Here is a 14,054-nt window from a genome sequence, read left to right on the forward strand (position 1 = left end):
GTGATAAGGCTTGAACGAATACGAGAGAATATCCAGACAGACCAGGCAAAACGTTTCAAGGCTTACATTGGCCCAACAGAGGGATGTGTTGAGATTATATGATGATTCCATCCAGTCACTGGCTGAAAGGGCTAAAAAGGCAGGAGACAGGACCCTCAGTAAAAGGTGGCTGATGGACTACCAGAAGGAATTGACAAGGGTGAGGGCTGAACTGGCCAGAGAGTTGAACAAGAGTGTCAGAGACTACACCACAAGGGCAGCACAAGAGGCCGCCAAGGGACAAGGCAAGCTATTGTCAATGATGTTTGAGAGAGCAGAGCTTGATGTTGGCGACCACTTCACAACTGCATTGTCACAGGTACAGAAAAATGTTGTGGCTGATATTGTCTCAGGCGGACTATACAAGGACAACAAGACCTTATCAAATAGGATATGGCAGGCAACAGGGGACAATAAGAAGGATATTGAGACAATCATAGCCCAGGGTATCACTGAAAAGAAATCCGCCACCAAACTGGCAGAGGACCTTGAGCAATTTGTTAAGCCGGCAGCGGAAAGGCCCTCTAATTGGGGTAAGGCTTACCCAATGCTTGCATATAAGAATATTGACTACAACGCAATGAGACTTGCAAGGACCAGCATCAATCATGCCTATCAGAATGCGACCATCCAATCATCCGGTATGAATCCATTTGTCGAAGGGATAGAGTGGCAGAGTGCTTTAATACATGGCAGGACTTGTCAGATTTGCATTGACAGGCATGGGGTGATATACCCAAAGGATGATGTACCCTTAGATCATCCAAATGGACTTTGCTCAATGTTGCCTTATATACCTAAGTCTCTTGATGAGGTGGCTGAGGAACTTAACAGCTGGATATATGGCGAAGAAAACCCAATGCTTGACCAATGGTACAAGGAGTATGGCGAATATTTTGCTACAAAACCACTCTAGAGGGTAAAAAGCATATGAGGAGGTGGGCCTATGAATAAAAAGAACCTTGTTAACGAAGCTGAAAAGATTATGGAGGCCGAGGACATAAGACACGCTCTAAGGGATTTAAGGGAATACTTAATGGAAGAGGTAGCCTTGACAGCAGAGGCCATGTATAAGAGCCTACTAGATGCCTCTATGGATGAGGAAAGGGCCCACGATATAGTCAAGTCTTATGTAATTGATATGTGTCGCTTAAGATGGCAACCTGGGGAGCCTGATTATTTCTATGATGACTTTGTGGATTTTGAGGATGATGACTTATAAAACTTAATACAGGAGGTGAACAAGTGAAATAGACTTATTCATACTTATTACATGACCACTCGAAAGGGTGGTTTTTTCATGCCCTGAATAAGGCTTTAAACTGTTCAAATACGTAGGTCATGACGATACATTGACAAATCACGTGAGGCGACCACGAATAAAAGCGTAGATATAGGAGGGAATTATGAATAGAGAATTTCTTAAAGGTTTAGGACTTGAGGATGAAGCCATTGAAAAGATAATGGCAGAGAACGGAAGAGACATTGAAAAGTTTAAAAGTGACGTAAAGGCCAAGGAAACAGAGCTTGCAAGCGCAAAGAAGCAACTTGTTGATGCCAACAAGGAAATAGAATCCTTCAAAGAGATGGATGTTGAAGCCATCAAAAAGGCTGCTGATGATTATAAGACAAAGTACGAGCAGGCTGAGAAGGATGCACAGGCCCAAATTGAGGCCCTTAAGCTTGAGCATAGCATTGAGAGCGCACTGAGGGGAGCCAAGAATATAAAGGCGGCCAAGGCGCTACTTGACATGGAAAGCTTAAAGACAAGCAAGAACATTGACAAGGATATGGAGGCGGCCATCACAGCACTAAAGGAATCCGACCCGTATCTGTTTGAGGAGACACCACCACCAGGAACAGGCGGAAGCTTGGGAGGCGGTGCCAGGAAGAAGGGACAGGCTATCACAAAGGAAGAGTTTAACAAAATGGGTTACACAGAAAGAAACAAGCTCTTCACAGAGAACCCTAACCTATACAACGAGTTAAAAGGATAATAAAGGAGAGATGAAAATGACAAAATCAATATTTTCAATGCCACTTAATCTACAGTTTCACGCATCAGGAGAAACAAAACTGACAAACATGGTAAACCCTGAGGTTATGGCTGACATGATTTCAGCTGCTCTACCTACTAAGTTGAGATTTGCACCACTTGCAAATGTTGACACAACTCTAGTGGGACAGGCTGGCGACACAATTACCATTCCACAATTCAAGTACATCGGTGAAGCTGATGACCTTACTGAGGGAGTAGCAATGGGAACAGTTGTTCTTGAGACTACTACTGCAACTGCAACCATAAAAGAGGCAGGTAAAGCGGTAGAGATTACCGACAAGGCTGTTAACTCTGGATATGGCGACCCAATCGGAGAGGCTAACACACAAATAATCAAATCCATAAATGACAAGGTAGACAGTGATTGTCTGGCTGCTCTTGGAGAGGCAACCCTTGAATATGACGGTAGTGCTGCTGTAATTGGATACGATCCAATCGTCAACGCTGTTGATAAATTCGAGGAAGAGGATGATGAGCCTAAGATACTGCTTATCCACCCACTACAAAAGGGAACCCTAAGAAAAGACCAGGACTTCATCGACAACGTACCTAACGCATTTATGTCCGGAGTTATTGGCGAGATTGCAGGATGCCAGGTTGTGGCAGCTAGTAAAATCAAGAAGAATCCAGTATATACCATTACTGCTGACGAGTCTCTTGACGCTGAAAAAACTTACTACACAGAAGCAGCGGGAGTATATACAGCGGTTGAGACTCCTGATGTTGGCGACATAGCGACTTACTATGAGGTAACAAGCCATGTTTATGACAACTTTGTTGTTAAGCCTGGATCACTTGCTATCTACCTGAAGGAAAGAGCAAACATTGAGGATGACAGAGACATCCTTAAGAGGACAACTGTTATAGCTGCATCAGAATACTATGTTGCAGAATTGGCAGACGATAGCAAAGTTGTAAAACTTAAGACAAAAGCATAGACGGGGGATTTCCTCCGTCTTTTCTTTTATAGGAAAGAGGTGAATCAATGCTACTAAGGAGATACCACCAGAAACAAGAGGAAGCAAAGAAACCACTTAAGGTTGAGGTTGAAATCAAGCCTGAGCCTGTTGAGGTGATTGAGGAAGTAGTTGAGCAGAAGGACCTTGAGCAATTCACCGTTCTTGAGCTTAAGGATATGGCAAAGGAAGAGGGTATTGAGGGTTACAGCTCAATGAGAAAGGCAGAGCTTATTGAAGCCTTAAGGGGTGAGTAGTATGGACTTGATGGATATAAGAGACAAGCTTGATGAGGACAATTACCCATACTATACAGACCAATACCTCGCTAGCAGGTTGGAAGGTGTTGTTGATGAGGATGGTTACAGGGCGCTTATAAGGGAACTGCTCCTTAAAAAGGCGGACATCCCGGCTATAAAGCTTGGGGATGTGGAGATTCCTTCACCTAAAAACCATTTTATGACCCTTGCATTCCAGTATAGGCAGAGCATGACCGCAACGGTGGTGAGAGCTGATGGTAGGGAGTGATTACTACAAGAAATATATTGATGACATGATAGCCCACAATCCAACAACCATCACTATACAGCGCACAGAGGAACAGGGTAATGGCTATGGTGGAACAATCACTGTTGAGCTTGACCCATTTGACCTGTCTGTGATGATTTACAAGAAACGGTCAAACAGGGAAATCATTGACACTTCAGGGATGATTGTAGGTTATGCAGCAGGTGGGGTGTGGAAGCTATTAGCCAGTGGAGATGCAGACATCAAGCGTGGAGACACATTCACAACTGATGGGATTGACTTCAAGGTTGCTTTTGTCAACAACTTCTATGACATATGTAAGCAGGTTGAGTTGGAGGCTGTTTCATATGTTTAGGCATAACAAGACCAAGTCAACATTCTCAGCTGCTAAGACCTACATGAAGGCACAGGCGGCCCTTGGATTGTTCGCAGATACAGCGGCCAAGAAGATGGAAGCTGATGCCAAGAGAAACGCACCATGGACAGATAGGACATCCAATGCCAGAAACTCAATCCAGGGTAGCTTTGGATGGAAGAACAGAAAGCTTGTAATTACCCTATCTGGCAACATGGATTATTCCGTATGGCTTGAACTGGCCAATGACAAGAGGTATGCGATACTCTACCCGACCATACAAAAGAATGCCCCTGAGGTGCTAAGGGCTTACAAGAAGGTGATTTGATATGTGGAAAACCGTATATGATAAATTAAAGGAACATAGTCTAAACCCTTATCCTCCTGGTATCCATACAGGGGAATGCACTACCAGGTATTGTGTGGTAATTGAGGGGAATCAGATACCATCTGTTGGGAGCAACAGGACGGGGCAGAGGGTCCTTGACGTGATCGCATATATACCAGCCAGTGACTACCCGGCTATGGATGTCTACAAGAAGGAGATAAAGGCGGCCCTTAAGGAGATTCAAGCCCTAAGGTGTACAGGCTTTGAGACACCACCCATTCCAGAGGATGAGAAAAAGGCTTTTTCATCGTCCATCGAATACACGATATTAAAGAAATTGGAGGGATAAATTATGACAGTACCTAATGAATTTGCATTGGCAAACATTGCAAGAGTTGACATTGTAACAGAAGAAGATACCCCGGTAACCTATACCCTGACCGATGTGGCAACAGAGGCTGATGTTGTGGCCTTTACATCCGCAGGACAGGAGCAGGAGCTGAGGGTAAAAAACGTAATAAAGGCACAGAACAACACAGAGGATATAGTAAAGGGCTATGATATAAGCTTGACACAAGCTACTTTCATACCTGAGATACTGGCCCTTGTTGATGGCGGTACATGGGATGAGGTTACTGAGAAGTATTCAGCGCCTGTTGTTGGAACGCCAGTTGCAAGGACAGCATTCACCATGGATGTTTACACCGAGCAGAAGGATGGAGATGGAAGTACCACTGGGTATGTAAAATTCTCATACAAGAACTGTAAGGGTAGACCAGTTAACTACAGCGTGGTAGATGGAGGATTCTTCTCACCACAGATGCAGATCAGAAGTAGAAGCAAGTTTGGAGAATCACCTGTTGAAGTTGCAATGCTAGAGACACTACCTGCTTAATTGCGGGTAGTTTTCTCTTAATCACAAACTAGGAGGATTATATGAGCAAGATTGTAGATAGATTCAAGGATTCGGCAACAGAGATTGACATCCCTGATTTTGATGGGATAGGCAATATCACCATAAAGGTACAAAGGCCACAGCTTACAAGGATGATGAGAGAGGGAAAGATTGATAATCCTCTTATGTCCATGGCAACAAAGGCGGCCCTTGGCAAAGCTGCACAACCTAACAAGGACAAGATGACCGATGAGGAGTTGGCCAAGGACTACCAGAAGTGGATTGACTTCTACTGTGAAATCTGCATGGTGGAGCCTAAGTTTGAGGAAGTGAAGGACCATATGACAGATGACCAGTTGTTGTCTGTGTATGCGTGGGCATTGGCACCGATCAGCTCCTTGCGTTCCTTTCGTCACAAAGAGAAAGATGGCGCAGATAATAATGATGGCAAAGGAGTACAGAGAAAAGCCAAGTAGCCTGATGGATATAGAGGACCCATTCACAGCCTATTGCTTTGATGAGGTCTGTTATATGTACTATGGCAAGGCCCTTGATGATAAGGGAAGGCTTAAATGGAATCTAATATCATGGGATGACAAGAAAAAGGGCAATAATGAGGATTTAATCAACTTTATTGTTAAAACCAACAAGAAATAAGGTATAATCCAATTAAAGGGGGTTATACATATGAAAAAGCTTGTACTTTTAACGTTTATGGTATTGGCATTGGTGATTTCGGGTTGCAGCGCTGCAGAAGTTGATGATTCAGTGGATGTGGCAGAGGCAGAAGAGATGCCAGAGGAAGTACCTGAGGAGCCAGAAGATGAAGGGGGAGAGTTACCCATCCACCCGGACCAGATACCATATGACATAACAATACTTGAGCCTAACAGCTCAGGCTATGTCTATATGGAGGCGACCTTCAAGAACAATTCAGACTACCCTATCACAAGGTATCACATGAAGGTACACCTGAAGGATAAGAATGACACAACATATCTATCAAGCCACAATACGGTAATGCCCGGAGAGACATCGCCAATCTTTGACAGCTTTGGGCCTGAGACTTTGGACCCGGCTGACTATGAGGTTTTAACTCTTGCAGTAAGGGCTATACTGGATAATGGTGATGAACTTGACATTGAATATGACTTTAAGCTTGGACAGGCTTATTGGGACATATACGAGAAATAAAACTTAAAATAATTAAGGCACCTATAAGGGTGTCTTTTTTAATGCCTAATTAAAGGTAGGTGAGAAAATGGCAATAGATGCAGGTAATGTTTATTCGGAATTGGTACTTGATACCACCAAATTTTATAATGGCTTGAGTAATGCAGAAAATAAGGCCAACAAGTTTGGCGACAACATGATTAGCAAGGGCAAGAAGATGGAGAGTGTGGGTAAGGGCCTTACCATGGGCTTGACTGTCCCTATTATTGGCATAGGTACAGCTGCAGCAACAACAGCCGCAGGATTTGAGGCATCCATGTCTGAGGTGGCCGCCATATCAGGAGCCACAGGGGATGATTTAAAGAGCCTTGAGGATATAGCAAGGGAAATGGGTGCCACAACAAAGTTTAGTGCTTCTGAGAGTGCTGAGGCCCTTAAATTCATGTCAATGGCAGGTTGGACAGCTGAACAATCAGTAGCAGGTCTACCGGGAGTATTGGCACTTGCAGCTGCATCCGGTGAGGACTTAGCCACGACATCGGACATAGTCACCGATGCAATGACAGCATTTGGGTTGCAGGCCGAGGAATCAGGGCATTTTGCCGATGTATTGGCCGCTGCTTCATCAAGTGCTAATACGAATGTCGGGCTTATGGGCGAAACCTTCAAGTATGCCGCACCAGTAGCCGGAGCATTGGGTTACTCAATCGAGGACACAGCCTTAGCAATAGGTCTTATGGCCAATGCAGGTATAAAAGGATCCCAGGCAGGTACAGCCCTCAGGACAATCTTCAATAAAATGTCCGGAGATATCTCAATCACCAGTGAGAAATTGGGTGAGGTTGCAATAGAGACACAAAACGCTGATGGGTCCATGCGTGACTTCAGTGATGTGCTTCAGGATATGCGCCTTGTATGGGATGATTTATCCGAGGCAGAGCAGGCACAGAATGCAAAGCTGATATTCGGCCAGGAGGCCATGAGTGGATTCCTGTCAATAATGGGTGGTAGTGATGCTGATTTTGACAAGTTGCAGGGGAATATTGAAAACTCCACTGGCAAGGCCCAGGAAATGGCAGAAGTAATGCAGGATAACCTTCAAGGTGAGATTACAAAGCTTAAGTCAGCCATGGAAGGATTAGCCATTGACTTTGGGAAGATATTGATCCCGGCACTGTCTGATGTAGTTGAGAAGATAAACGAGGGTGTAACTTGGTTTTCAGAGCTTGATGAAGAAACAAAGGAAATGATTATCACAGCTGGTAAGTTTGCCGCAGTTATAGGGCCAGTGGTCATGGTTACAGGGAAACTATCCAGAGGAATAGGTTCAACTGTTAACCTTATGAGTAAACTATCAGGTGGTGCAGGACTAGCAACAAAGGCCCTTGGAGCAGGTTCCACAGGACTTGGTGGAGTAATGGCCGGGACCCTTGGGACAATACTACCTTGGGGGATTGCCATAGCAGGAGCAGGGACCGCCGCATATGGCCTATACAAGTATTTGAACGAGGATGTAATACCAGAGGTTGACATCTTTGGCGAAACAGTTTCTGAGAACACACAGGAGGCTGTGGGAGGATTCCTTGACCTTGAAAAGGAAGGTTCAGCTGCGCTTATGGGATTAAAGGGTAGTGGTGCAAGGGTCACAAGTGAAATGTCAACTGAAATCACAGGAAACATTGGCACCATGGCAGATGAGGTTATAGGAAAACTAGAACAACAAAAGATTGATGCCATAGCTGAGATACAAGAAATGTTTGACGAGACAACAGACCTCTCAGAGGAAGAAAAAGAGGAAATGATAAGGATTGCCACTGAGAAGTATGACGAATCAATAGCCAAGACACAAGAAGGTCATGACAGGATAACCGAGATATTCGAGTTGGCAGCTGAGGAAAATAGAAAAATCACCGACAAAGAATGGATAGAAATTACAGCAATCAGGGAGAACATGAAAGAGGATGGAATTAGACTTCTATCAGAGACACAGGAAGAAAGTGAAACTATCCTTGAAAACCTGAAGGCCAATTCAGAAAGATTAACTCTTGAAATGGCATCTGAGGTCATAAAAAACAGTATTGAACAAAAAGAGAAATCAATTGAACAAGCTGAAGAAGAGTATGAAAAAAGACTCAAGTATGCTGAGGAGTTAAGAAAAGATGGTTCTGTAGAGTCTGAGGAGCTAGCAAAGAAAATTATAGAGGAAGCAGAAAGACAAAAGAAAGATGCTATTTTCCAAGCTGAGAAGATGCATCAGGGAGTATTAGACGAAGTTAAGGCACAAGGTGCAGATGTAATTGAGCAGATTGACCTTGATAATGGAGAAATAAAAACAAAATGGCAGACCTTAACAGAGTGGTTCAACGAGAATCCTATTGTTAGAAAAATCAAAACCATGGTTGAAGAGGTCAACGAAAAAAGCGGAGGGTCTGTTGGTAACTTTTCACCTGGAAGAATGCCTTTGACAGACGTATCTTCCAGACCATCGCCTTATGCAATGGGAACCGACTTCTTTGAAGGTGGAAGGGCTTGGGTTGGTGAGCATGGTCCCGAGATTGTTGAGTTGCCAAGAGGTAGTAAGATTTATAGTAATGATAAAAGCGAAAACATCACAAATCAAGGCAGAACAATAAATCAACATATAGAAATCCATTCACCTACACCATTGAGTCCAAGTGAAATAGCTCGTAAGAACCTGCAAGTATCAAGACAGTTAGCCATGGAATGGGGTGTTTGATATGGAAAGAATAACATTTATAAATAGTAAGGGCCAATCAATCGAACTTGGAAATGATGGCCCTTTTGTATTGACTAAAATAGAAGGTACAGGGGCGGTAAATATTGATATACAGAGTTCAAAATCTCCTTATCAAGATGGAATTAGCTACCACGGAAACACATTAGAACCTAGACCATTATCCATAGAGGTGATGATATTAGCCGGAACAATAGAAGAAATGATGAACCATAGAAGGACAATATCAAGAGCATTTAATCCGAAGTTAAATGAAGGAACTTTGATATATAAGATAGGTGGACTCAAAAGAGAGATTAAAGCTATATCAGAACTTGCACCAGTATTTCCAGATGCAGAAGATTTTAAAGATGTAATGCAACCTGGGTTAATTCAATTATTCGCACCTAATCCATTTTGGCTAGACGAATACGAAACATCAGAAGAAATAGTAACCTGGATAGGTGGAATGAGGTTTCCTTTGAGGTTACCAACCACATTTTCCAAAAAAGGTCCTAAAAAAATCAATATAATCAACAATGGAGATGTAGTAACACCTGTAAAGGTTGAATTTAAAGGTCCAGCAACGAACCCTAGGATAACCAATCATACTACAGGCGAATATATACAAGTAAATAGAACACTATTGCAAGATGATGTATTAGTGATTACCACGGATTTTGGCAATAAAAGAGTAGAAATAAATGAGAATAATGTATTTAATTGGATTGATTTAGGTAGTAAGTTTTGGCAATTAGAGGCAGGAGACAACATTGTTGAATATACAAGTGATGATGAAATAGAATCAGCACAAGTCAAAATATCCTATAGAAATAGATATTTAGGCATTTAGGAGGTGGATTTATGGCAGAACATTATAGATTTTTTAATTATGAGGAACCTGATTATCAAGAATACACAGCAGATGAATTTGCTGAATATTTTAGTAAATTTTTAAGCGATGGACTATACACAGAAAATGGAGAAGCAGGTTTAAGGGTTAGTGCTGAAAGTGGATTAAATATAAATATCAATACTGGTTATGCTTTTGTAAAGGGATATATGTATCATAACGATATGCCTATGACAAAAACTCTTGATAATTCAGATAGTATGCTAGATAGAATTGATAGGATAGTTTTAAGATTTGATGAAATAGCAAGAGAAATAACCGTACAAGTCAAAAAAGGTACATTTTCCAGCACACCGCAACCTCCACAAATAGAAGTAACTGACACAGTAAAGGAAATGACACTAGCACAAGTAAGAATCAAGAAGGGATCTACTAACATAAGTGCAAATGACATAATAGATGAACGATTTAAGGATACTTGTGGTCTAGTATCATCTTTGATTGGCATTCCAGCAGGTGAAATGTGGAACGTCTGGAACAATACCCTAAACAACATTGAAACTGAATGGACTAATAAGCAAGTAAATGTTCAAAGTGAATGGAACAACATAAAAGCTAACTGGGAAAATTGGTTTAATAGTAAGCAGGATATGGTAGGTGGGCTAATATTTTCCGGAACGGTTGAGCCAACGGAAGCAGTTGCAGGAGACTATTGGTTTAGGGAAGTGGATTAAATGATCATTGATATTATAGATAGACAATTCAATTTTCTAGGTCAAATAGATGAGTATGAAAGTTTTATAATGACTAAAAAATGGCATGGTGTAGGTAGTTTTGAGTTACATCTACATGAAGATAATAATTTTACAGACAAGTTAATTAAAGAAAATATTATATTTACCAATGAGAAAAAGGCTTATGTAATCCTCCACAGAGAAACAAACTCAACTGATGGCAAGTTAGTAGTTAAAGGATTGGAGTTAAAGTCTTATTTTGCAAGATGGCTAGTATTTCCTCCACAGGAGCAAGCATACAATAGGATCAATAATAATACAGAAACTATCATAAAAGAATATGTACAAGTTACACTAAATAGAAAAGGTGTTACAGATATTGTAGTTGCTCCTAATCAAAACAGAGGTGCTATAACGGTTTATCAGACCAGATACAAGAACTTAGCTGATGAATTAGAGAAACTATCTCTAGCTAGTGGTTTAGGCTGGGATATTACTCTAGACTTAGAAAATAAACAATTTATGTTTGATGTTGTGGAAAGTAAAGATAGATCGGCTAATCAGAATATACTTCCTCCAGCTATATTTTCAGTCGAATATGACAATATAGCTGAACAAACGTTAGTTGAAAGCAGGATAAATTATGCCAATACAGCAATTGTGGCAGGTCAGGGAGAAGGTGCCGACAGAACTATTAATATTGTAGGGGATAATGATAAAGGGTTAGATAGCTTTGAATTATTTGTTGATGCTAGAGACTTAGAGAATGAAACAGATTTACCAGCTAGAGGTGAGCAAAAATTATCAGAAACACAGGAGATATTAACTTTTGACAGTAGAGTTTTAACTGATAAAAACCTAGCATATGAAGAAGATTTTAAGCTTGGTGATATAGTTACTGTACAAAATAATCAATGGGGAATTACTACAGATAGAAGAATTACCGAAGTAACTGAAATATATGAGTCGACAGGATTTAGGCTTGATGTAGCTTTTGGTGAAAGTTTGCCTACCATATTAGATATAGTTAAAAAGGCGACCGATACTCCTATTGCTGAAGGTGGTAGTGAAGGAGGAACTGGTCTACCTGGTAGAGATGGTTATAGTATTGAATATCAATGGAATGGTACAGAATTAGGTGTCAAAAGAGAAGATGAAGTCAATTACCAATATCAAGATTTGAAAGGTGAAAAGGGTAGTAAAGGCGATAAAGGTGATATTGGAGAACAAGGCCCTAGAGGTTTACAAGGAGAACAAGGTCTAAAAGGAAGCCAAGGAGAAATTGGACCTAAGGGTGACAAAGGAGAACAAGGCATTCCTGGACTAGATGGGAAATCCCTTGAATTTCATTGGAACGCTACTCAATTAGGAATAAGGATAGAAGGAGAAACTTCTTATCAATATGTAAATCTCAAGGGAGAAAAAGGCGACAAAGGAGAACAAGGAGAAAGAGGACTTCAAGGAATACAAGGAGAACAGGGTATCCAAGGAGAAATTGGGCTACAAGGTGAAACTGGAAAATCTATTGAGTATAACTGGAATGGCACAAGCTTAGGTGTAAGAGTTGAAGGGGAAAGTAGTTACCAGTATGTAAATTTAAGAGGCCCGCAAGGGGCGAAGGGAGATACTGGGGAGCAAGGATTGCAAGGGCCACAAGGAGAAAAAGGAGACACTGGAGAGCAAGGTATTCAAGGTGTGGCTGGTGTAGATGGGGTATCAATCGAGTATATGTGGAATGGCACATCTTTAGGGATTAGACAAGAAGGACAAACAACATATCAATATGTAAACCTTAAAGGTGAGCAAGGTCTTAAAGGTGATACTGGTGCAAAAGGCGATAAAGGCGACCAAGGTCTCCAAGGCTTAAAAGGTGATAAAGGCGAAAAGGGCGATACTGGGGAACAAGGTATCCAAGGAATACAAGGACCAACTGGGAAAAATATTGAATTTAACTGGAATGGCACACAGTTAGGAGTTAGACAAGAAGGACAAAGCAGTTACCAGTACGTAAACCTAAAAGGAGATAAAGGAGATAAAGGAGATAAAGGTATACAAGGGGATATAGGCCCTCAAGGAGAACAAGGACTCCAAGGCGAACAAGGTATCCAAGGGCCAAAGGGTGACGATGGTTATACTCCAATAAAAGGTGTAGATTACTTTGATGGTATTGATGGTAAAGATGGCGAACAAGGAATACAAGGGCCTAAAGGTGAACAAGGCGAGCAAGGTCCTAAAGGAGATAAGGGCGACGATGGTTATACCCCCATAAAAGGTGTAGATTATTTTGACGGCGAGCAAGGCCCTAAAGGCGATAAAGGCGACAAGGGTGACAAAGGAGATACTGGAGAACAAGGACCACCAGGCGAAGCTATAGCTGATAGTATCGAATGGGCGAATATATTAAATAAACCTAGTTTAGTAACTCAAAAAATAATAACAAGTGCTACGGAACCAACGCTTAACGTTGGCGATCAATGGCACAAAGAAATATAAGGAAGGTGATATTATGGCAAATATAAGTCAAAACGTAAATATTGAAATGCTCGAAAAGTTGCCGGATGGCACATATAAGAGGAAATATCCAAAGACGAGGTCAGATAGTGGAGTAACATTTGATGAACATTTGGCAGAAAATACGACACAAGTTCATGTTAATGCTCTTGCTTCGGAAGCAGAAGCTGTTGCAGGAGAAACTAACAATAAGTTTATGACACCTTTGAGGGTTAAAGAACAAATAGCTACACACATAGTTCGAGGTTCTTTTACAGGTGACGGAATTGATGATAGGGTAATTAATGTGGGATTTGCACCTGATGCAGTGTTTATATATGGTTTTAGTAATGCCTATCCTGATTCTCGACCATATCAAGGTATTATATTACAGGACCTTCTCGGTTTATCATGGAACTACACTGGAACCATAGATACCCAAAATGGGATAGGATTAACAAGTGTAGGGTTTAGGGTTTCCAATGGGAATAGTGCTTTTAACACAAGTGGTTTTAAAGGGTATTACCTAGCTATTAAAGCATAGAAAGGGGTGTTTTTAATGATTATTAAAAAAAATGGTTTAGCTGAAACAAGGTCTGATAAACCAAATTCGGATTGGTACAATAATGGTAATTTAATTATTGACGAAACGGCAGAAGAAGGAAAACAAATGGCACAAACATATATAGAAAACTATCCTTTTGTTAATTTTGAACATGACGGTGAATTTGTCACTAAAGTTATCGTATTGGATAAGCCTGTGAAACCACCAGAAGTTGAAGGAAAAGAAATTAAACTTGTAAAAGATGAGACAGACCAATGGGTTTATATTTATGTAGATATACCAAAAACTGAAACTGAAGAGCAACAAGAAATAATTAATACGTTAGGGCAAGAGTTGGCATTACTG

19 protein-coding genes are annotated in these 14,054 nt (G+C 41.3%); all 19 read left to right on the forward strand.

Features of this window, described 5'->3' with window-relative positions:
• Positions 1-10: 10 nt before the first annotated feature.
• Entirely contained in the window at positions 11-955 is a 945-nt protein-coding gene (locus ACKVDP_RS11885) for a structural protein (protein WP_409229091.1), read from the forward strand.
• Between the two features lie 30 nt (positions 956-985).
• The gene (locus ACKVDP_RS11890; RefSeq protein ID WP_409229092.1) at positions 986-1,261 is read left to right on the forward strand and encodes a hypothetical protein; all 276 of its coding nucleotides are present in this window, start codon (positions 986-988) and stop codon (positions 1,259-1,261) included.
• A gap of 184 nt (positions 1,262-1,445) precedes the next feature.
• Positions 1,446-2,036, forward strand: a complete 591-nt coding sequence (locus ACKVDP_RS11895) for a phage scaffolding protein (RefSeq protein WP_409229093.1) — start codon at positions 1,446-1,448, stop codon at positions 2,034-2,036.
• A 16-nt stretch (positions 2,037-2,052) separates the two neighbouring features.
• A complete protein-coding gene (locus tag ACKVDP_RS11900) occupies positions 2,053-3,036 on the forward strand; it encodes a N4-gp56 family major capsid protein (protein WP_409229094.1) in 984 nt (327 codons plus the stop codon).
• A 47-nt stretch (positions 3,037-3,083) separates the two neighbouring features.
• Positions 3,084-3,311, forward strand: a complete 228-nt coding sequence (locus ACKVDP_RS11905; protein ID WP_409229095.1) for a Rho termination factor N-terminal domain-containing protein — start codon at positions 3,084-3,086, stop codon at positions 3,309-3,311.
• Position 3,312: 1 nt separating this feature from the next.
• Positions 3,313-3,582 (forward strand): hypothetical protein, encoded by a 270-nt coding sequence (locus tag ACKVDP_RS11910; RefSeq protein WP_409229096.1) that lies wholly within the window; start codon positions 3,313-3,315, stop codon positions 3,580-3,582.
• Positions 3,569-3,937 (forward strand): hypothetical protein, encoded by a 369-nt coding sequence (locus tag ACKVDP_RS11915; protein ID WP_409229097.1) that lies wholly within the window; start codon positions 3,569-3,571, stop codon positions 3,935-3,937. The genes ACKVDP_RS11910 and ACKVDP_RS11915 overlap by 14 nt, the downstream gene beginning before the upstream one ends.
• Complete coding sequence (locus tag ACKVDP_RS11920) at positions 3,930-4,265, forward strand: hypothetical protein (RefSeq protein WP_409229098.1); 336 nt, start codon at positions 3,930-3,932, stop codon at positions 4,263-4,265. Before ACKVDP_RS11915 ends, ACKVDP_RS11920 begins: the two co-directional genes overlap by 8 nt.
• Before the next feature lies 1 nt (position 4,266).
• Positions 4,267-4,614 (forward strand): hypothetical protein, encoded by a 348-nt coding sequence (locus tag ACKVDP_RS11925; protein ID WP_409229099.1) that lies wholly within the window; start codon positions 4,267-4,269, stop codon positions 4,612-4,614.
• Positions 4,615-4,617: 3 nt separating this feature from the next.
• Positions 4,618-5,160 carry a hypothetical protein gene (locus tag ACKVDP_RS11930; protein WP_409229100.1) on the forward strand — a complete coding sequence of 181 codons (543 nt, stop codon included), beginning with the start codon at positions 4,618-4,620 and terminating at the stop codon, positions 5,158-5,160.
• A 41-nt stretch (positions 5,161-5,201) separates the two neighbouring features.
• Positions 5,202-5,636 carry a hypothetical protein gene (locus ACKVDP_RS11935; RefSeq protein ID WP_409229101.1) on the forward strand — a complete coding sequence of 145 codons (435 nt, stop codon included), beginning with the start codon at positions 5,202-5,204 and terminating at the stop codon, positions 5,634-5,636.
• Positions 5,605-5,817, forward strand: a complete 213-nt coding sequence (locus ACKVDP_RS11940) for a hypothetical protein (RefSeq protein ID WP_409229102.1) — start codon at positions 5,605-5,607, stop codon at positions 5,815-5,817. Before ACKVDP_RS11935 ends, ACKVDP_RS11940 begins: the two co-directional genes overlap by 32 nt.
• A 30-nt stretch (positions 5,818-5,847) precedes the next feature.
• Positions 5,848-6,354 (forward strand): hypothetical protein, encoded by a 507-nt coding sequence (locus ACKVDP_RS11945; RefSeq protein WP_409229103.1) that lies wholly within the window; start codon positions 5,848-5,850, stop codon positions 6,352-6,354.
• Between the two features lie 67 nt (positions 6,355-6,421).
• Complete coding sequence (locus ACKVDP_RS11950) at positions 6,422-9,070, forward strand: phage tail tape measure protein (protein ID WP_409229104.1); 2,649 nt, start codon at positions 6,422-6,424, stop codon at positions 9,068-9,070.
• A gap of 1 nt (position 9,071) precedes the next feature.
• A complete protein-coding gene (locus ACKVDP_RS11955) occupies positions 9,072-9,920 on the forward strand; it encodes a phage tail family protein (RefSeq protein WP_409229105.1) in 849 nt (282 codons plus the stop codon).
• Between the two features lie 11 nt (positions 9,921-9,931).
• Positions 9,932-10,654 (forward strand): hypothetical protein, encoded by a 723-nt coding sequence (locus tag ACKVDP_RS11960; RefSeq protein ID WP_409229106.1) that lies wholly within the window; start codon positions 9,932-9,934, stop codon positions 10,652-10,654.
• Positions 10,655-13,147 (forward strand): Gp37-like protein, encoded by a 2,493-nt coding sequence (locus ACKVDP_RS11965; RefSeq protein ID WP_409229107.1) that lies wholly within the window; start codon positions 10,655-10,657, stop codon positions 13,145-13,147. It begins immediately after the preceding gene.
• 13 nt (positions 13,148-13,160) lie between these two features.
• Positions 13,161-13,688, forward strand: a complete 528-nt coding sequence (locus ACKVDP_RS11970) for a hypothetical protein (RefSeq protein ID WP_409229108.1) — start codon at positions 13,161-13,163, stop codon at positions 13,686-13,688.
• 15 nt (positions 13,689-13,703) lie between these two features.
• On the forward strand, positions 13,704-14,054 hold a 351-nt coding region (locus tag ACKVDP_RS11975), incomplete at its 3' end, for a hypothetical protein (protein WP_409229109.1).

This window comes from Gudongella ferriphila, assembly GCF_046224405.1.
Taxonomy (GTDB): Bacteria; Bacillota; Clostridia; order Tissierellales; family Tissierellaceae; genus Gudongella.

Bases quoted from the DNA above. Each gene is read 5' to 3' on its own strand.
- ACKVDP_RS11890 (WP_409229092.1), top strand. From the start codon at position 986: ATGAATAAAAAGAACCTTGTTAACGAAGCTGAAAAGATTATGGAGGCC.
- ACKVDP_RS11895 (WP_409229093.1), top strand. From the start codon at position 1,446: ATGAATAGAGAATTTCTTAAAGGTTTAGGACTTGAGGATGAAGCCATT.
- ACKVDP_RS11900 (WP_409229094.1), top strand. From the start codon at position 2,053: ATGACAAAATCAATATTTTCAATGCCACTTAATCTACAGTTTCACGCA.
- ACKVDP_RS11905 (WP_409229095.1), top strand. From the start codon at position 3,084: ATGCTACTAAGGAGATACCACCAGAAACAAGAGGAAGCAAAGAAACCA.
- ACKVDP_RS11910 (WP_409229096.1), top strand. From the start codon at position 3,313: ATGGACTTGATGGATATAAGAGACAAGCTTGATGAGGACAATTACCCA.
- ACKVDP_RS11915 (WP_409229097.1), top strand. From the start codon at position 3,569: ATGGTAGGGAGTGATTACTACAAGAAATATATTGATGACATGATAGCC.
- ACKVDP_RS11920 (WP_409229098.1), top strand. From the start codon at position 3,930: ATGTTTAGGCATAACAAGACCAAGTCAACATTCTCAGCTGCTAAGACC.
- ACKVDP_RS11925 (WP_409229099.1), top strand. From the start codon at position 4,267: ATGTGGAAAACCGTATATGATAAATTAAAGGAACATAGTCTAAACCCT.
- ACKVDP_RS11930 (WP_409229100.1), top strand. From the start codon at position 4,618: ATGACAGTACCTAATGAATTTGCATTGGCAAACATTGCAAGAGTTGAC.
- ACKVDP_RS11935 (WP_409229101.1), top strand. From the start codon at position 5,202: ATGAGCAAGATTGTAGATAGATTCAAGGATTCGGCAACAGAGATTGAC.
- ACKVDP_RS11940 (WP_409229102.1), top strand. From the start codon at position 5,605: ATGGCAAAGGAGTACAGAGAAAAGCCAAGTAGCCTGATGGATATAGAG.
- ACKVDP_RS11945 (WP_409229103.1), top strand. From the start codon at position 5,848: ATGAAAAAGCTTGTACTTTTAACGTTTATGGTATTGGCATTGGTGATT.
- ACKVDP_RS11950 (WP_409229104.1), top strand. From the start codon at position 6,422: ATGGCAATAGATGCAGGTAATGTTTATTCGGAATTGGTACTTGATACC.
- ACKVDP_RS11955 (WP_409229105.1), top strand. From the start codon at position 9,072: ATGGAAAGAATAACATTTATAAATAGTAAGGGCCAATCAATCGAACTT.
- ACKVDP_RS11960 (WP_409229106.1), top strand. From the start codon at position 9,932: ATGGCAGAACATTATAGATTTTTTAATTATGAGGAACCTGATTATCAA.
- ACKVDP_RS11965 (WP_409229107.1), top strand. From the start codon at position 10,655: ATGATCATTGATATTATAGATAGACAATTCAATTTTCTAGGTCAAATA.
- ACKVDP_RS11970 (WP_409229108.1), top strand. From the start codon at position 13,161: ATGGCAAATATAAGTCAAAACGTAAATATTGAAATGCTCGAAAAGTTG.